This window comes from Plantactinospora sp. DSM 117369 (assembly GCF_053764795.1).
Map to the genome: position 1 here is coordinate 7,766,609 of NZ_CM132446.1, position 18,014 is coordinate 7,784,622.

Here is an 18,014-nt window from a genome sequence, read left to right on the forward strand (position 1 = left end):
GCGACAAGGGGACAGACATGACCGGCGCCAACTGGCGGAAGTCGAGCCGTTCGGGTGCGAACGGCGGGTCCTGCGTCGAAGTGGCGGACAACCTGCCCGGCATCGTGCTCGTACGCGACACCAAAGACCGCGACGGCGGCACCCTCGCCTTCGGACCGGCCCGCTGGCAGGCGTTCGTCAGCCTCGCCAAGCAGCTCGGCCCGACTGCCTGACCACGCCCGGACCAGGCCCCGGCGAAGATGCCGGGGCCTGGGGGTGGTTCGGGACCACTGACGCGGTTTCCACAACTCGTCCCGCTCTTGACGTGCCGGAACTCCTGTTGCCGGTGCCGGCGGTGCACCGACCCGATCACTGCCCGCCGCCTAGGATCGGCCCATGATCGCTGACCTGGAGTGCGTGGTGCTCGACTGCTCTCGTCCGGCGGAGCTTGCCGAGTTCTACCGGGCGATCCTCGGCGGCGAGGTCAACCGGCGGGATCGGCGGTGGGCACTCGGCGACGACTGGGCGACGTTGCACACGCCGTCCGGCCTCGTCCTGGCCTTCCAGCGAGTGGCGGATTACCGGCCACCGCGCTGGCCCGATCCGGCGCGTCCCCAGCAGTTCCACCTGGACTTCGGTGTCGCGGACCTGGACCGCGCCCAGGAGCAGGTGCTCGCCCTGGGGGCGACGGTGCTGGACGGCAGCGCGGATGACCGGGGTTGGCGTGTCTATGCCGACCCCGCCGGGCATCCGTTCTGCCTGGTCCGGCGCGGGTAGGACAGGACCTACGACGCCAAGGGCACTGAGCGTGTCGAGTGGTGCTCGCGTTCGTCGACTGTGCCACGGTCGGGCCACGGAGTCACCGATCCGTGGTGGATCAGGTGGTCGCCACGGATGCCCGTGTCGGGTCCCGGGCGGCAGTCTCGACGTATCGACACCGACACGTCTAGGAGGCTCCGATGAGCACCATGACCAGCAACACCCGTACCCGTACCCGGACCACGCCTCGCCGCCTGCTGTGGATTCCGCAGATCCTGCTCGGACTGGGCATCGCCGGAGGTGGTATCGCCAAGCTCTCCGGCGATCCGTCGATGGTGACCATGTTCGACGACATCGGCGCGGGGCAGTGGTTCCGGTACGTCGTCGGCGCGCTTGAGATTGCTGGCGGGATCGGCCTGTTCGTTCCCCGGTTCGCCGCTCTGGCAGCGTTGTGCCTGGCGGGCCTGCTCGTCGGCGCCGCCTTCACCAGCGCAGTCGTGCTCGGCGCAAGCCCACTGATGGCGATCGGGTATCTGGTGGTGGCCGCGCTCATCGCCTGGTTCCGCCGCCGTGACCTGGCGGTCCTGAAAGCCACGGGTCAAGCCCGCGGTTGAGACGCGGGCCGGTCTGCTCCGACGGGAACGATCGTCGTCGGCTGCCAGGCGGGGTCCTGTCCGGATTCGGTCGGGATCCCGCCGGACAACCGGTCGGCGCCGGACAGTGGGGCGCAGGTGGACCGCCACCCATGCCGGTGGCGCCGCCGCGTCCCACTCTCGCGTTCCCGGTTGGAGGAAGCATGCTCAGCATTGGATTACCCTCGTTCGACCCGGACGACGAGCCCGCCAGATCACGCCTCAGCAGGACGGTCAGCCGGCCCGGCAGGCTCGGAGATCTGCTGCACCGGTCGCGACCCGTGGGGCGCGGGTGGCACGGGACGAGCGCCGTCCTGCGGGGCCTCGCCGTCGCGATGGCCCTGGTGGTCGCGTCCATCGTGATGATCGCGCCCACGCCCGCGTACGCGGACACCAACCGCAGAGAGCTCGTGAGCGGCTACGGCACTCTTCGCGCCGACGTGATGTGGGCCTCCACGGCGACCCATCAGGGGGTTTTCCTCTGGCCGGACAACACCAGCGCCTCGCAGGAGTTCGACCTGCTCGACAGCGGGGGCGGTTTCTTCCGGATCAGGGCTCGGCACTCCGGTCAGTGCCTGATGCTCGACTGGCGTGCCGGGTTCTACGACAACGGCACGCCGATCATCCAGTTTCCGCACTGCTCCGCCGGCTACACCCCGGGCGAATGGTTCACCCAGGAGGTCTTCCACAAGCCCTGTACGGGGCAGTGCTTCGGCTCCTGGTTCGTGCTCATCAAGAACCGCGAGACCGGCATGTGCCTGGACGCCGCCGCGCCGTCCGGCCAGCCCGCCCAGCAGGCGGTGTTGCAGCAGTGGAACTGCATCTCGGCCACCACCGACTGGAACGCCTTCAACCAGATGTGGAAGATCTACGATCCCACTCCAGTGATCATCGGCTAGCACGGCGGCGGCGATCGACCGGTGACGGTGGCGACCGGGCCGATCAGCCGATCGGCGCCGACGGTGGGGCAGCCGGAACCCCGGCTGCCCCACCGCCCGGCTCAGTCGACGACCGGTGGCGCGGTCTTCGCCGCCTCCCGCAACGCCGCCGCCGCACTGGCGTACGGGTTGTAGGTGTACGCCCGCGACAGGCTGCCCGGGATCGTGAAGTACTCGGCGACCAGCTTCGCCGAGTCGGTGGCGATCTCGCCCCGGCCCGGCAGGTCGTTGCCGTCGTCCCAGCCCCACGGCGCGTTCGCCGAGTTGGTCGAGCAGGAATAGGTGCCGACGCCGCAGTCGCCGGAATTGTCCCCGGCGAAGGTGCCGAGGTTGGCGAAGAGGTTGGCGTTGGCCCGCTGCGCCCAGAGCCCACCGGAGGCGAAGATGTCCACGAGCTTGTATCGGACGTCCCGGTCGTTGCCGTTGCTCGGCGTCTCGGCCACCGTCGACGGGTAGTAGACGATGCCGTCCCCGTTGATGTTGTACTGCGGGTACGCCTTCAGCCCGTGCCCCTGCGCCTCCTGCGCGGTCACCGGGTGCGGGTACGAGTCGTGCGGCGACGACTGCGTCTGCAACGTGCCGTCGACGTTCTCCCGCCCGCCGGTCCAGGTGCTCCCGGCCGGGGTGTAGGAGTAGAAGTCACTGTGCGCCACGCTCACCGCCCCGCGCAGCACGCCGTAGTCCGAGCCGTCCCGCTCGACGGCGACCATGATGCCCTCGCCGTCGTTCTCGTGCTCGGTCTCGAAGAACGGGTGGTCGGTCCAGTCCCGGGGGTGGAAGAACAGGTACGTGATGTACCAGTGCGTGCTGGTCTCCAGCACCGAGTAGTACGCCTGGGCGGCGAACGAGGCGCCGGACTGCCCCGCGCTGTCCCAGTTGTTCCGCCCGCTCAGGTCGCCGTCGAAGTCGACCCCGGTGAGGTAGTCGGACCGGCCGCCGAGCGCGTGGCTGCCGGTCGCGTCGACGTCCTGGTAGTGGATCGGGGCCCAACGCAGCGCCAACTCCGCCCGGCTCGCCGCCGCGCTGGCCGGTGCCGGCGCCGCCAGCCCCACGGCCACCAGCGCCGGCACCAGTACGGCCGCCGCCAGGGATCTCCCGGCGGTCCTGAACCGATCAGGCATGTGTCCTCCCACGGTCGAGATTGGATAGACCGCGGGCAATCTACGCGATCGACATCGGCCGGCACATGTCCAACTGGGGACGAGCGATTTGAGCGCAGTCGACGGATTGGCTGCACCGCACCGCCGACCGGTGGCCCAGCCGTCGCCGTGCCACCGGCACGTCCGCCCGGCGAAGTGCCTTGCCCCGACCGGTGTCACTCGTTGTGCAGCACCTCGGCGATCGGCAGTCGGGCCGCCGAGCGGGCCGGCAGCAGCGCCCCCAGCATCGCGATCGCCGCCCCGGCCAGCGCCAGTACGCCGAGCAGCGGCGCCTCCCAGACGTTGATCAACGAGTCCGGTACCCGGATCTGCGCCGCGCCGGACGCGATCGGCACGACCAGGCGATGCGCGACGATCCCGACCGGGATGCCGAGCAGTCCGCCGAGCGTGCCCAGCACCGCCATCGAGGTCACCATCATCGCCGTCACCTGCCTCGGGGTCATCCCGATCGACTTGAGCATCCCGAGGTCGCGGCGGCGTTCCCGGGTATTCAGCACCACCGTGTTGAACACGGCGAGCGCCGTGACGATCCCCAGCATCAGGGTGACCACCACCGCGAGGCTGACCGCCGCCACGGTGAAGCTGTCGGTACCGCCGTTGTCCCAGGCGTCCAGGCCCGGGTCGGCCGCCTGCACCGCCGCGGTGTACGCCCGCACGTCGGTGCCGGGCGCGAGCTGGATCTGATAGAGCAGCTCGTGGTTGCCGAGCTGGTGTGCCGGGGCGAGCCGGGCGACCGCCGACCAGTCGGCGAGCAGCCCGGGCGGCCCGGGTGCGCCGCCCATCGTCTCGCCGACGATGGTGGCCGTGCTCCGCCGGCCGTCGGCCTCCAGCGCGATCCGGTCGCCGACGGCCAGGCCGCGCTCCCCCAACCACTCCGACGGGGCGACCACCTCGTCCGGGCCGGCCAGCCAGCGCCCCTCGACCACCTGTTCCCGATAGCCCTGGGTCTGCACGTCGCCGCGCAGGAAGTTGACCCCGACCGGCTGGGCGGAGCCGACCAGCGAGAAGTCGAGGGTCAGGTTGACGGTCACCCGCTTGGTGCCGGGCAGCGTTCGCAGCAGCGCCTCGATCTGCGGGTCGGTCAGCGACGACGGGGGCCGGAGGTCGCTCCGTTCGGGGTCGGTCGCGCGTACCCCGACGTGGTCGTTCCCGTCGGTGGCGTCGGCGTACCGGGTGACCGTGCTGGTCAGGCCGGTCGCGAAGGTCACCGTGGTCACCCCGAGCAGCACCGCCGACATGGTCAGCGCGGTCCGGCCCGGCCGGGCGAACGGCAGGCCGAGGCCGAGGCTGACGGCGCGGGGCAACCGGGTACCGCCGAGCCAGCGCTGCACCCGCAGCCCGCGCCCGACCCGGGGCGCGCTGCCGGCGCTGATCGCCTCGACCGCGGAGAGCCGGCGGGCCCGCAACGCCGGGACGAGCGCGGCGAGTACCACCACGACCGGCATCCCGAGCAGCGTCGCCACGCTCACCAGCGGACTGATCCCGACCGGTCCGAAGCCCATCCCCTGGAACGCGATGTCCAGCAGCGGCCGCGCCCCGACGTTGCCCAGCACGGTGCCGAGCGCGCACCCGACCACCGCAGGCACGCTGACCATCACCAGATAGACCGCGAGCACCTGCCCCGGGGTGAAGCCGAGCGCCTTGAGGATCCCGATGTGCCGGAAGCCGGAGACCACCGCCCCGCTGACCACGTTCGCGACGATCAGCACCGCCGCCACCAGCCCGAGAATCCCGAAGACCATCAGGAACGGCACGAACACCCCCGGCTCGGCCGCGACCGCCTTCTTGACCAGCAGGTACGACTGGGTGGCGAGCAGGGCGTCCGCCGGCAGTCCCTCGGTGACCGCGGCCAGCTCGGCCTCGATCTCGTCGTCTGTGCCGGCCGAGGTGAACCGGTAGAGCATCTGGGTCGAGGACGGCCGGAACGCCTGGACCTGCTCCGGGGTGACCCAGGCGTCGGCGGTCCGGCCCAGGCTGTACGCCATGCCGACGACGGTCAGCGTCGGCCCCCCGGGGACCTTGGCGGTGCTGCCGAGGATCGGCGGCTGCCAGCGTTCCGGCCCGAAGCCCGCCAGGTCCGCCGGCGGCGGCGTGTCGTTCAGCACGATCTCCCCGGGCGCGCTCGGCCAGCGCCCCGCCCAGAGGTCCACCCGGTCCACCGGACCGGCCGGGTCCGCCCGACCCACCACGTTGAGCGGCCCGCCGGACAGTCCGGGAGCCGTCAGCGGCACCTCCAGGACGGCCTGCGCGAAGGGGCCGGCGACCGCCTCCACACCGGGCCGCCGGGCGGCCTGTTCGAGCTGCGCCCCGGTGACCAGCGCGGAGTCGTACGCCGCCACGACGTGCGCGCCGCGCTGCCGGGCGAAGGCGTCGTCGAACGGGGCGCTGGAGGCGACCAGCAGGCCCAGCGCCATCACGGTGGTGGCGGCAGAGAAGAGCAGTACCAGCCCGATCACGACGGTCTGGAGTTTGCGGCGCCGTACGGCGGCCCGGGCGGCCCGCCACACCGCGCCGGTACCGCGCCCCCGGTACGGCTGCCCCGACCCGGTCATGCCGCCCGCTCCAGGCTGCGTTCGCCGGCCACCCGGCCGTCGGCCAGCTCGACCAGCCGGCTGGCGCACCGGGTCGCCAGCCGCTCGTCATGGGTGACCAGCAGCAGCGTCTGGCCGATCTGGTTGAGGTCGAGCAGCAGGTCCACCACCTGCTCGCCGGCCGAGCTGTCCAGTGCGCCGGTCGGCTCGTCGGCGAGCAGCAGGGCGGGCCGGTTCATCAGTGCCCGGGCCACCGCCACCCGCTGCCGCTCCCCGCCGCTGAGCGCGGCCGGATAGACGTTGCGCCGGTCGGCGATGCCGAGTTCGTCGAGGAGTTCCAGCGCCCGCCTGCGCGCCTGCCGGGCCGGTACCCCGATGAGCTGCGCGGCCAGCGCGACGTTGTCCAGCGCCGGCAGGTCGTCGAGCAGGTTGAAGAACTGGAAGATCATGCCGATCCGGCGGCGCCGGAACAGCGCCCGGCCGGTCTCGTCGAGCCGGCCCAGGTCCTCGCCGTGCACGACGACGTCCCCGGAGGTGGGCCGGTCGAGCCCGGCGACCATGTTCAGCATGGTCGACTTGCCGCAGCCGGACGGCCCCATCACGGCGACCGCCTCGCCGGCCCGGATCTGCAGCGACACCCCGGCCAGGGCGGTGGTGTCGCCGTACTCCTTGCGCACGTCGGTCAGTCGCACGACGACGTCCGGTGTGCTGTCTGCGCTGGTCATGGCGACCAACCTAGGCAGGGCGGGCCGGGGTGGGCATCAGCCCGGGGAGGTAACGTCCGGCCGGGTCATCCTGGGGATGTACGCCGTTGCTGCCCGGGGATGACGCGGATCGTGCCGGGTACTGCGAAGGTGGTCGCGTGGGGGAAACCTGGACGGTCTGGCTGCTCGCCGCGCTCGCGGCGGCCGGCGTGACCGTAGGGTGGCTGGCGGTGGCGCTGGTCCGGGCCCGCCGACGGCACCACCGGGCGCTCGGCGAGCGGAGTTGGCTGCTGGAGCGGGAACGGGAGGGCGCCGCCCGGGTCGCGGTCGAGGCGGAGCGGGCCCGGATCGCCCGGGAGCTGCACGACATCGTCAGCCACAACGTGAGCCTGATGGTGGTGCAGGCCGGGGCGGCCCGGGAGGTGCTGGCCAGCATGCCGGACGAGGCCGCCGCGGCGCTGCGCGCGGTCGAGACCGCCGGCCGGGACGCGATGACCGAGCTGCGGCACCTGCTGGGCCTGCTGGCACCGGCCCCGGACGGGTCGGACACCGTCGCCGACCGGTCGGGGCTGGACCCGCAACCCGGACTGGGTCGGCTCGGCCCGCTGGTCGACCGGATCGCCTTCGCCGGGCTGCCCGTCGAGGTACGCATCTCCGGGCAGCCGCGCCCGCTGCCGCCCGGGATCGACCTGACCGCGTACCGGATCGTGCAGGAGGCGCTGACCAACGCGCTGCGGCACGGCGACGGGGAGAAGGCCGAGGTGACCATCAGGTACGCGCACAACTATCTGCGGGTGGAGGTGCTCAACAGCGGCCCGAGCGTGCTCTCCGGCGGGCGGTCCCCGGGTGCCTCCTCCGGCGGGCGGTCCCCGGGTGGGCAGTCCACAGCCGAGCGGACAGGATCCGGCGGCTCCGCACCGGGCGGGGAGTCCGGCGCCGGACGGGGCCTGCTGGGGCTGCGCCAGCGGGTCGCGGTCTACGGCGGCGACCTGGACGCCCGGCGCCGGCTCGGCGGCGGTTACCGGGTCCGCGCCCGCATCCCGCTGGACCGACCGTGACGGCGGCCGGGGAGCCGGCGCCCCGGGTACTGATCGTCGACGACCAGGCGCTGGTCCGGACCGGGTTCCGGATGATCCTGACCGCACGCGGCCTGGACGTGGTGGGCGAGGCCGCCGACGGGGTCGAGGCGGTGGCGGCGGCGCACGAGCTGCGGCCGGACGTCGTACTGCTGGACATCCGGATGCCGAACATGGACGGCCTCCAGGCGGCCCGGCGGATCCTGGCGCGGTCCCCGGACTGTCGGGTGATCATGCTGACCACCTTCGACCTGGACCGGTACGTCTACGCCGCGCTGGCCGCCGGAGCCAGCGGCTTCCTGCTCAAGGACGTCACCCCGGAACACCTGGCCGCCGCCGTTCGGCTGGTCAACACCGGCGACGCCCTGCTGGCCCCGTCCATCACCCGGCGCCTGGTGGAGCGGTTCGCCACCACCGACCCGGCACGCGGCACCACCGACCCCGGCCGGGGCGCCGGTGATCCCGGCCGGAGCGGGCGGGCGGCCGGGCAGCGGGAACTCGCGGCGCTGACGCCCCGGGAGCGGGAGGTGCTGGCCCTGCTGGGTCGCGGGCTGTCCAACGCCGAGCTGGCGCACCGGCTGACCCTGAGCGAGGCGACGGTGAAGACCCACGTCGCCCGGATCTTCGCCAAGCTCGGCCTCCGGGACCGTGCCCAGGCCGTGGTGCTGGCCTACGAGACCGGGCTCGTCGCGCCCGGCGACCCGACCGGCTGATCGGCGCGCACTCGTCCGCCGGTCAGGACAGCGGGCGGACGATGTCCCGGGCGTGGTCGACGACCGCCGCGCCGACCACGGTCGCCTCGACCGGCAGCACCTCCAGGCAGCGCCGCACCGCCGCCGCCATCAGGGTGTTCGGCACCCGCATCGAGAGGGTGCAGTGCGGCACCCAGCGGCCGGGGCGGTATAGCTCACTGACCGGCACGTCGGCCCGGGTCAGCCGCTCGTGCACCAGCGCCTGGTGGGCCAGCAGCTCCGGGGTGGGAGTCGGGCCGAGCCAGAGCACCCGGCCGACGAACTGGCCGGCGTACTGGAAGGAGAGCCGCAGCGGCGCGGCCACCACCGTCCCGGCCAGTGCCTCGGCGACCTGTTCCGGATCGAGCTGGGCAGCGACGGCCAGAGAGACGTGTGGGCGGTGCCGCTGACCGAGCAACGAGCGGAGGCTCTGCACACCCTCGGATTCCAGGGCGTCCCAGAGCACTCGGATCCGTCGGGTGGCGTCGGTGTCGAGATACAACTCCAGGGCGGCGACCACCCGACCACCTTAGGGGCCGGGCGTTCGCCCACCCATACCAATTACCGGGGCGACCCCGGGCGAGCGGTGGGAGCGCCGGCGCCCCCCGTCGACGGTCACCCGCGCTGCGGGCTGCCGACCGGAACCCGGACGCTGCACAGCGACATGCTCCGGAGCCGGACGCCTGGGGCGGTCGGCCCGGGGCGAGAAGCGTGGCCGTACCCGTTCGGCGGCGGACCGCTGCGGGGTGGGGCGACGACGCAACACCAACCAGACCGCCAGGCCGCCGAGTGCGGCGCCCATCAGCACCGCCAGCACGAGGCGTACGGTCCCGGTGAAGACGGCCTGCCCGATCGCGGTGCCCAGCACCCAGCGCGTCACCCATCCGGTGGCCCCCGAATGTCCCCACTCGCCGCTGTTCGGCCCCGTCGGCATCGCCCCTCCGCCCGTCACGCGCGGTGTCGCGCCCCACCACCGTGCCCGGCAGGACATCGGGAAAACCGCCGACTCGGTCCCCTTGGCACCATGTGAAAAGGATTCGGTCCTGGTGGCACCGCCGTTCCGGTGGCGATCACTACGGTGTCCGACCGACAGTTCCGGGCGAGCGGGGGCTGACTCCGTGTCCCGCCGGAGTCGGCCCCCGCCACCCGCCCCCGGAAGGTCGTCCGGCGGCGGCTCCGGCTGCCTATCGCAGACCGTTGGCGACCGCCGTGATGAGTTCACCGTTGCTGGTGTCGCCGGAGAGTTCCCAGAAGAACGCGCCGCCCAGCCCCTGGCTCTTGGCGTACGACATCTTGCCGCCGATGGTGGCCGGGGTGTCGTAGCTCCACCAGTTGCTGCCGCACTTCGCGTACGCCGTGCCGGCGATGGTGCCGGTGGCCGGGCAGGTGTTCTTGAGTACCTTGTAGTCCTCGATGCCCGCCTCGTAGGTGCCCGGTGCCGCCCCGGTGGCCGTACCGCCCGGGGTGGCCTGGGTGACCCCGGTCCAGCCCCGGCCGTAGAAGCCGATGCCGAGCAGCAGCTTGCTGGCCGGGATGCCCTTGCTCTTGAGCTTCTGGATCGCCGCGTCGGACCAGAAGCCCTGCTGCGGAATCCCGGCGTACGAGGTCAGCGGCGAGTGCGGAGCCGTGGGGCCCTGCGCGGCGAAGGCGCCGAAGTAGTCGTACGTCATCGGCATCAGCCAGTTGAGGTTGTTGATCGCACCGGCGTAGTCGGCCGCGTCGATCTTGCCGCCGTTGCTGCCGTCCGCGGTGATCGCGGCGGTGACCAGGTTCGACGAGCCGAACCGGCCACGCAGCGCGGAGATCAGGTTCTTGAACGCATTCGGGCCGCTGGCGTCACAGGTCAGGCCGCAGGCGTTCGGGTACTCCCAGTCGATGTCGATGCCGTCGAAGACATCGGCCCAGCGCGGGTCCTCGACCAGGTTGTAGCAGGACTCGGCGAACGCGGCCGGGTTCTGCGCGGCCTGGGTGAAGCCGCCGGACCAGGTCCAGCCGCCGAACGACCAGATCACCTTAAGGTGCGGGTACATCCGCTTGAGCTTGCGGAGCTGGTTGAAGCTGCCGCGCAGCGCGCCCGCGTCCCAGGTGTCGGCGACCCCGTCCACGCTCTCCGCCGCCGAGTACGCCCGGTCGTAGTCGGCGTAGCTGTCGCCGATGGTGCACCGGCCGCCGGTGGTGTTGCCGAAGGCGTACAGGATGTGGGTCAGCTTGGCGGCCGAGCCGCTGGTGTGGATGTTCTTGACGTGGTACGCCCGCTGGTAGACGCCCCACTGGGCGAAGTAGCCGACCACCTTCTGCGCGCCCGGGTTCGGCGGCGGGGTGGTGGTCGGCGGGGTGGTCGGGGTGGGGGTCGGGCTCACGGTCGGCCGGGGCGTGGTGGGGGTCGGGCTGGGAGTGCCGCCACCGCCGCAGGCGCCGCCGTTGACGGTGCAGTTCGCCGGGGCCCGGTAGCCACCGCTGCCGATGTAACCCCAGGTCGCCGAGGCGCCCGGGGCCAGCGCGCCGGCCCAGCTCTTCTGCACCGCCACGTAGCGGTTGCCGCTGCGGGTGAGGTCGGCGTCCCAGGAACTGCTGATGGTGGTACCGGCCGGCAGGTCGAACTCGACCCGCCAGGTGGCGACCGGCGCGTCGGTGCCGTTGGTGACGGTGACCCTGACCTCGTGGCCGGAGCCCCAGTCGGAGGTGGCGGCAAAGCTGGTGGTCAGGCTGCCGGCGCCGAGGGCCGCGGTGATCGGGACCACGGCGACGGCCACCGCGGCCGCGACGCCGGCCCACAGCGCCCGGCGGATGGATCTCCTCATGGTGGCGTCTCCCTTATTGATAGGAAACTTTCCAGATAGTGAGGCGACGCTACTCAGCAGTTCACCGCTTCGTCAAGATGTCCATATTTCGATTCGGTACGCGGGACCCGGGCGCCACCACGGAACGGACGGGCGACCGGCGGCCGAGCGACGGCTGCCGGGGCGGTGGCGGGCAAGTGGGTGGGAAGTGATCCTGCGGACGGCGGCGCCCGGTAGCCTCTGGGCCATGACCGAGCGGAAAGTGAATGCCAGTCGGGAACGGCGAGCGGGACGCGACGACAACCGGCGCGGGGACATCAGGTGAGCGTCTTCGACGTCCAGATCGGAGCGCTCACCGGCGACGGGTTCGTCGGCCTGGAGCAGTTCCGGGGCAACGCCATGCTGGTGGTCAACCTCGCCTCCAAGTGCGGGCTGACCCCGCAGTACGCCGGGCTACAGACCCTGCACCAGAGGTACGCGGACCGCGGGCTGATCGTGCTCGGCGTACCCAGCAACCAGTTCGCCGACCAGGAGCCGGGCACCCCGGCCGAGATCGCCGAGTTCGCCCGCTCCACCTTCGGGGCGACCTTCCCGATGACCGAGAAGATCGACGTGAACGGACCCGGCCGGCACCCGCTCTACGCCGCGCTGGTCGACACGGCGGATCCCGGTGGACACTCCGGCGACATCCGGTGGAACTTCGAGAAGTTCCTGGTCGGCCCGGACGGCATCGCGGTCGCCCGGTTCGCGCCGCAGGTCGAGCCGGAGTCGCCGGAGATCACCGCCGCCATCGAGCGGGTACTGCCGAGGTAGTAGGGGCGTCGGGCGTCAGAGCCAGCCGCGTTCGTGGGCCTGCCAGCCGAGCTGGAGCCGGGAGCGGGAGTTGGTGCGCTCCATCAGCACCTGCACCCGGCGTACGACGGTGCGGCGGCTGATCCCGAGCCGGGCGCCGGCCGCCTCGTCGGTCAGGCCCGCCACCAGCAGCGAGAGCAGGTGCCGGTCCTCGGCGGTGATGCCCACCGCCGTCGACACCCGCTCGGGCCCGGCCGCCGACAGCGGTGTCGCCTGGGTCCACAGCGTCTCGAAGAGCGCCACCAGGGCGTCCAGCAGGCCGCACGGGTGCACCAGCAACGCGGCGTTGTGCGCCGACGCGGTCCAGGCCAACGGCAGCAGCGCCAGGGTGCGGTCCGCGACCGCCAGCTTGGTGGGGAGCGCGACGGCGAGTCGGGCCAGTTCACCCGCGCGGATGTGCGCGGCCACGCTGGCCGCGAACTCGGGGTCGTCCAGCGCGCTGCTGTCGTAGACCGCCCGGTAGGTCACCCCGGCGGCCTCCCGGTCGAGCTGGGTGGTGTTCACCGAGGTCGGGATCGCGTACGGGGGCGCCACCAGCACCCGCATCTCCTGCCGCGCGCTGCGCTGCACCCGCTCGAAGGCCCGGCCGACCGCTGCCCGCCCCGAGACGATCTCGATCAGCTCTTCGGTACGCCGGTTGCTCGCCCGCCCCTGCGCCTCGGCGGCGAGCCGGTGCGCCGCCTCCCGGGTCAGTTCCAGTTCCGCGTACCGGCGCCGGATCAGGTGCTCGACGGCGAGGTCGGGCGGCACGGGTACGACCCGGTCGGCCGGTGGCGGGGTGCGGTGCACGAAGCCCTCGCGTTCGAGTACGCCGACCACCCGGCGTACCCGTGCCTCCGACAGCCCTAGCCGGTCCGCGAGGTCGACCAGCCGGGCGCCGCCCTGCCGGATCAGCGCCAGATACGCCGACTCCTCCACCGCGCTCAGCCCGGCGAACTTCAGCACGACCGAACCTCCTGGCGCATCTAGGTCATGGCGCAGTTGCGCTCACTCCGGATCCTTTACCGGCCTGGTGACGAAGTGTGACGCTGCCCGATGATCTAGCAGCACGTCAAGGGAGCTTTCGTGGTCAAGTCACCACGTACGGTCGTCGCGTTCGCGGTCGCCGTCGCCATCCTGGCCGCCGGGGCCCCACCGGCCGCCGCCGGGCCGTACGGTGGCGCAGTCGCGCCAGCGGTCCGCTCCGGACCGGCGGCGGTGCACACCGTCACCCTGGTCACCGGGGAAGTCGTCCGGCTCAGCACCTTTGCGGACGGTCGGCAGGTCGCCGAGGTGGACGACCGGGGCCCCCGGAAGGGGCTCGGCTTCCAACTCTCCGAACGCGACGGTGACCTGCACGTCACGCCGTACGAGGCGCTCCCGCTGGTCACCGCCGGGCGGGTGGACCCGGCCCTGTTCAACGTCACCGACCTGGTGGCCGAGGGCTACTCCGACGCGGCCCGGTCCACCCTGCCGCTGCTGCTCACCGGCGCCCCCGCCGGACCGGGACTGCGGGCCACCGCACCGGCGACCCCGGCCGGCGCCACCCGGCACCGGGAACTGCCCAGCATCGGGGCGATCGCGGTCGGCACGGAGAAGTCCCGGGCCGCCGACTTCTGGTCCGCCGTGACCGGCGGTGCCGGCAACCGGTCGACGGCCGGCCCCGCGGTGGCCGGGGCCGGCACCCTGGCGAGCGGGTTCGGCAGGCTGTGGCTGGACCGGCGGGTCAGCGCCGACCTGGCCGAGAGCGTGCCGCAGATCGGCGCCCCGCAGGCGTGGCGGTCCGGGTACGACGGCCGGGGCGTGAAGGTCGCCGTCCTGGACAGCGGCTACGACCCCGGCCATCCCGACCTCGCCGGCCGGGTCGACGCGGCGGCCAGCTTCACCGGTACGCCCGACACCACCGACCGGGTCGGGCACGGTACTCACGTCGCCGCCACCATCGCGGGCGCCGGCACCACCGGTCGGACCGGCGACCGGCGGGACGCCGGGGGTTCCGGCGGCACCGGGCCGGGTGGCAAGGGAGTCGCGCCCGGTGCCCGGCTGCTGATCGGCAAGGTGCTCGACGACCACGGGTCCGGAGACCTCTCCGGGGTGATCGCCGGCATGGAGTGGGCGGTGCGCCAGGGCGCCCGGGTGGTCAACCTCAGCCTCGGCGGCCCGGCCGCCGAGGGACCGGACCCGGTCACCGAGGCGCTCGACGCACTCTCCGCCAGCTCCGGCGCGCTCTTCGTGGTCAGCGCCGGCAACGCCGGCCCCGGCCGGCGGACAGTCAGCACGCCCGGCACGGCGGACCGGGCGCTGACCGTGGGCGCGGTCGACGGCCGGGACCGGATCGCCGACTTCTCCAGCCGTGGCCCGCGACTCGGCGACGGTGCGGTCAAGCCGGAGATCACCGCCCCCGGGGTCGGCATCGTGGCGGCCCGCGCCGCCGGGACCACCCTCGGCGAGGTGGTCGACGCGGGCCACACCTCGATGTCCGGTACCTCGATGGCCGCTCCGCACGTCGCCGGGGCGGCGGCACTGCTCGCCCAGCGGCACCCGGACTGGCGGGCCGACCAGCTCAAGGCGGCCCTGGTCGGCAGCGCCGTCGAGAACCGGGACACCCCGGTCTGGGCCCAGGGCGCCGGCCGGGTGGACGTCGCCGAGGCCCTGAGCCAGCCGGTCACCGTCGACACCGCGACGCTCGCCCTGGGCCGGGTCCCGGCCGGTACGCCGGCCCGGAGCGCCACCGTCGGCTTCACGAACCCCGGTCGCCGGCCGGTCACCCTCACCCTCTCCGCCGAGGTCCGCGACCTCGGCGCCGACCAGCGGCGGGCGGTCGTCGGCGTCTCGCCGGCCCGGCTGACCGTACCGGCCGGCGGGCGGGCCAGCGCGGTCGTCCGGCTCGACCCGACCCGTACCGCCCCGAACCTGTACGCCGGGGTACTGACCGCCCGGGGCGGCGGCGCCGAGCTGCGTACCCCGATCGGGTTCCACGTCGTGCCGCCGACCCGGACGCTGACCATCGAGGCGGTGGACCGCCAGGGTCGGCCGCCGGCCGACTTCTACAGCCGGTCCCAACTGTTCAACCTGGACACCGGAGAGGAGCACTGGGCGCACTTCCTCGGCGGGCAGCCCGCCACCGTCGAGCTGCCGGCCGGCCGCTACGCCCTGGCGACCTGGATGTTCAGCATGTCGGCGTCGGGCTTCCCCGAGGACGCCACACTGCTCGCCGAGCCGGAGCTGACCGTCGAGGCGGACCGGACGGTGCGGCAGGACGCCCGGAGCGGCCGGGAGATCCGGATCGACACCCCGGACCGGACCACGGCCACCCAGGCCGCACTGGTCTGGCAGCGCGGTACGGCGGCGGTGTCGCTGCTCTCCGGCGAGTCGTTCAACCTGGACACCATCCGCCGGGTCTACGCGGCGCCGACCCGACCGGTGTCGACCGGTACCTTCCGGTTCTTCAGCCGGTGGGACCTGGCCGCGCCGGTTCTCACCGCCACGGTGACCGGCCCGGACGGCTTCCCGGTACCGGAGCCGCGAAAGGTCGACGGTGCACCGCTGCTGGACGGCCCGAGCAGCGCCCGGCTGGTCGACGGCGGCGACGGTACGCCCGCCGAACTGGCGAAGGCCGGCGCCCGGGACGCGGTGGTGCTGATCCGGCTCGACCAGGGCGGCGCGGAGGATCCCGGCGTCGCGCAGTTGCGGGCGGCGGGTGCGGCCGGAGCGCGGGCGGTCTTCCTGGCCGGGCCGATACCGGGCTTCCACGAGGTCAACGGCTACGGCTCGCCGGTGCCGGCGTACCGGGTGGAGGCGGTCGTCGCACAGCGGCTCCGGGAACGGCTGGCGGTCGGGCCGGCGACGGTCGCACTGGACGCCCTCGCCCGGTCGCCGTACCGCTACGACCTGCTGCTGCCGGAGTCGGGTCGGGTGCCGGAGGACCTGCACTACCGCACCGCCGAACTCGCGCTGGCCACCGTGGAGTCCGAGTTCCACCAGCACGCGCCGGGGATGGTGGCCCGGGAGACCCGGGCCGGCTACCCGGACGGGGTGTCGACCGGGTTCGGCTTCAGCCGGACCATCACCGCCGCGCACCGGCGTACCGACCACGTCAGCACCCGGGGCGTCGCCTGGCGGAGCGCGGGAATCCTGGAGGCGTACCAGGTCGGCAACCCGCAGGGGCAGATGTGGGGGCCACTGCGGGCGTACCGGGCCGGTGAACGGGTTCGGGAGGTGTGGTTCCCGGCCCTGACCCGGCCCGCCGTGCCGGCGACGGTGACTCCGGACCACGCGTACGGGCTGCCGGTGAACCGGGCGTACGACGCGATCCGGGTCGCCGTCCCGCAGTACGCCGACGGCGCCGCCACCGCGTACGGCTGGGTCGACGGCCGCTCCGACCGCAGCGAGCTGACCCTGAGCCGGGACGGCAGGGTACTCGGCCGGAGCAGCGCGTCGGCCACCCAGTTCACCGTGCCGGGCCGCACCGGTCGCTATCAGCTCCGGCTCGACGTCGCCCGGGACTCGTTCGCCGGCCGGCCCTGGTGGACCACCTCCACCGCCACCTCGACGACCTGGACGTTCCGCTCCGGGCGACCGCACGGTGACCGGCCGGTGGTACTGCCGCTGCCCCAGCTCGGCTACGACATCGAGACCGACCTGGCCAACACGGTCCGGGCCGACCGGCCGTACCGGCTGGTACTGCGCCCCGGCTACCAGCCCGGGGCGACCGGACCCGGCCGGTTCACGGTGCGGGTCGCGGTCTCGTACGACGACGGGGCGCACTGGCGGGACGCGACCACCCGGGGCGGCCGGGAGGTGCTGGCGACCCTGCCGGCCGCCCCCGCCGGGGCGCGGTTCGCCACCCTCCGGGTGACCGCGGTCGACCGGGACGGCAACGGTGTCGAACAGACCGTCGTCCGAGCCTGGCGAGTGACCGGTCTGACCTGAGGCGCGGGTCTGCGACGCTGGATGGATGCGAGCGGCGGTCGGCCGGGAGTGCCGGGTTCTGCTGCACAGCCCCGTGCTGTGGTGCGGCCCGGTGCTGCTGGTCGCCGCCGTCGTGCTGCTGATGCCGGTCAACGCGGGCTACCACGACTTCTGGGTCAACTACGACCCGCAGGGCGACGACCAGCTCCTGGCCGGGTACTACACCGGCGGCGTGCAGATCGCCACCTCCGGGTTCCTGGTCGGGCACCTGCTGGCCCTGCTGCTCGGTGCCGCGCTGGTGCTGGCCGACTACGCGCCGGCCCGACTCGTCGGCCCGGATGCGGCGCCCGACCCTCGGCGGGTACTGCCCGGCAAGCTGACCGTGGCCGCCGGTGCGGGTCTGCTGCTGGCCCTGCTCAACGCGGCGGTGAGTATCCCGCTGGCCGCCTCCGACCTCGGCACGCCGCCGAGCCGGGCCCGGGTCGAGGCGGCCGGGCTCTCCTTCGACCCCGACCTGCTGGCCGATCCCGGGGTACGCCTGACCATCGCCGTCGGGCTCGCGATGTTTCCGCTGCTCGCCGCGGTCGGGGTGGGGCTGGGCGCGCTGCTCGGCACCTGGTCGAGGCTCTTCGCCGTACTGGTGCTCTGGGGGCTGGCGTCGATCGTGGTCGGCGGCGCGGTCAGCCTCTCCACCCCGCGACCGCCGGCCCTGGTGTTCGGGCTGTTGCTGGCGGGTTTGCCGATCAGCGGCCACGTCGCCATCGGCTGGGGCGCCCTCGCCGCGTCCCCGGTCGGCAGCGGCGGCGTGCCGACCGGGTATCCCGAACTGGCCTCCGTCGCCGCCCTGGCCGGCGGCCTCGGCTATGCCGCGTTCGGCTACCGGCTCGGCGCGACGCTGCTCCGCCGCCGCCTCGCCGAGCGGCAGCTCACCCGTCCGGGGAATTGACCCGGTCCGACCAGGCTCGAGCAGCAGTCCTGGCAC

Annotated in this window: 16 protein-coding genes; 9 read left to right on the plus strand and 7 right to left on the minus strand. The window is 73.3% G+C overall.

All coding sequences use genetic code 11. From position 1 onward, the window contains the following. The first annotated feature begins 17 nt into the window (after positions 1-17). The 4 genes from ACSMXO_RS33025 to ACSMXO_RS33040 all read left to right on the plus strand — a co-directional run bounded on the left by ACSMXO_RS33025 (position 18) and on the right by ACSMXO_RS33040 (position 2,269). Positions 18-212: a DUF397 domain-containing protein gene (locus tag ACSMXO_RS33025; protein WP_455415096.1), complete on the plus strand. Its 195-nt coding sequence runs from the start codon at positions 18-20 to the stop codon at positions 210-212. 163 nt (positions 213-375) lie between these two features. Next, positions 376-756, plus strand: coding sequence for a VOC family protein (locus tag ACSMXO_RS33030; protein ID WP_455415097.1), 381 nt, complete (start codon positions 376-378; stop codon positions 754-756). Positions 757-938: 182 nt separating this feature from the next. Further along, positions 939-1,352: a DoxX family protein gene (locus ACSMXO_RS33035; RefSeq protein WP_455415098.1), complete on the plus strand. Its 414-nt coding sequence runs from the start codon at positions 939-941 to the stop codon at positions 1,350-1,352. A gap of 182 nt (positions 1,353-1,534) precedes the next feature. Further along, positions 1,535-2,269 carry an RICIN domain-containing protein gene (locus ACSMXO_RS33040; protein WP_455415099.1) on the plus strand — a complete coding sequence of 245 codons (735 nt, stop codon included), beginning with the start codon at positions 1,535-1,537 and terminating at the stop codon, positions 2,267-2,269. Between the two features lie 101 nt (positions 2,270-2,370). Here the strand turns inward: ACSMXO_RS33040 and ACSMXO_RS33045 are convergent, their stop codons facing one another. The 3 genes from ACSMXO_RS33045 to ACSMXO_RS33055 form a co-directional block, all read right to left on the minus strand. Beyond that, a complete protein-coding gene (locus ACSMXO_RS33045; RefSeq protein WP_455415100.1) occupies positions 2,371-3,429 on the minus strand; it encodes a hypothetical protein in 1,059 nt (352 codons plus the stop codon). A 194-nt stretch (positions 3,430-3,623) separates the two neighbouring features. Continuing rightward, a complete protein-coding gene (locus tag ACSMXO_RS33050) occupies positions 3,624-6,020 on the minus strand; it encodes an ABC transporter permease (RefSeq protein ID WP_455415101.1) in 2,397 nt (798 codons plus the stop codon). Further along, entirely contained in the window at positions 6,017-6,724 is a 708-nt protein-coding gene (locus ACSMXO_RS33055) for an ABC transporter ATP-binding protein (RefSeq protein WP_346257884.1), read from the minus strand. The genes ACSMXO_RS33050 and ACSMXO_RS33055 overlap by 4 nt, the downstream gene beginning before the upstream one ends. Before the next feature lie 161 nt (positions 6,725-6,885). Here ACSMXO_RS33055 and ACSMXO_RS33060 point away from each other — a divergent pair, with 161 nt between their 5' ends. After that, positions 6,886-7,761: a sensor histidine kinase gene (locus ACSMXO_RS33060; protein ID WP_455419370.1), complete on the plus strand. Its 876-nt coding sequence runs from the start codon at positions 6,886-6,888 to the stop codon at positions 7,759-7,761. A gap of 71 nt (positions 7,762-7,832) precedes the next feature. Continuing rightward, on the plus strand, positions 7,833-8,492 hold the full coding sequence (locus ACSMXO_RS33065) for a response regulator (RefSeq protein WP_455419371.1): 660 nt from the start codon (positions 7,833-7,835) through the stop codon (positions 8,490-8,492). Between the two features lie 22 nt (positions 8,493-8,514). Here ACSMXO_RS33065 and ACSMXO_RS33070 read toward each other — a convergent pair whose 3' ends face one another. The 3 genes from ACSMXO_RS33070 to ACSMXO_RS33080 form a co-directional block, all read right to left on the minus strand. After that, on the minus strand, positions 8,515-9,030 hold the full coding sequence (locus ACSMXO_RS33070; protein WP_346257886.1) for a 2'-5' RNA ligase family protein: 516 nt from the start codon (positions 9,028-9,030) through the stop codon (positions 8,515-8,517). A gap of 9 nt (positions 9,031-9,039) precedes the next feature. Then, complete coding sequence (locus ACSMXO_RS33075; RefSeq protein ID WP_455415102.1) at positions 9,040-9,444, minus strand: hypothetical protein; 405 nt, start codon at positions 9,442-9,444, stop codon at positions 9,040-9,042. 250 nt (positions 9,445-9,694) lie between these two features. After that, a complete protein-coding gene (locus ACSMXO_RS33080) occupies positions 9,695-11,311 on the minus strand; it encodes a glycosyl hydrolase family 18 protein (RefSeq protein WP_455415103.1) in 1,617 nt (538 codons plus the stop codon). Positions 11,312-11,611: 300 nt separating this feature from the next. Here ACSMXO_RS33080 and ACSMXO_RS33085 point away from each other — a divergent pair, with 300 nt between their 5' ends. Further along, positions 11,612-12,103: a glutathione peroxidase gene (locus tag ACSMXO_RS33085; RefSeq protein WP_346257889.1), complete on the plus strand. Its 492-nt coding sequence runs from the start codon at positions 11,612-11,614 to the stop codon at positions 12,101-12,103. A gap of 15 nt (positions 12,104-12,118) precedes the next feature. Here ACSMXO_RS33085 and ACSMXO_RS33090 read toward each other — a convergent pair whose 3' ends face one another. After that, the gene (locus ACSMXO_RS33090; protein ID WP_346257890.1) at positions 12,119-13,087 is read right to left on the minus strand and encodes a TrmB family transcriptional regulator; all 969 of its coding nucleotides are present in this window, start codon (positions 13,085-13,087) and stop codon (positions 12,119-12,121) included. Between the two features lie 120 nt (positions 13,088-13,207). Here ACSMXO_RS33090 and ACSMXO_RS33095 point away from each other — a divergent pair, with 120 nt between their 5' ends. Together ACSMXO_RS33095 and ACSMXO_RS33100 are read left to right on the plus strand one after the other, a co-directional pair. Then, positions 13,208-17,053, plus strand: a complete 3,846-nt coding sequence (locus tag ACSMXO_RS33095; RefSeq protein ID WP_455415104.1) for a S8 family serine peptidase — start codon at positions 13,208-13,210, stop codon at positions 17,051-17,053. A gap of 25 nt (positions 17,054-17,078) precedes the next feature. Continuing rightward, positions 17,079-17,978 carry a hypothetical protein gene (locus ACSMXO_RS33100; protein ID WP_455415105.1) on the plus strand — a complete coding sequence of 300 codons (900 nt, stop codon included), beginning with the start codon at positions 17,079-17,081 and terminating at the stop codon, positions 17,976-17,978. Positions 17,979-18,014 lie beyond the last annotated feature (36 nt).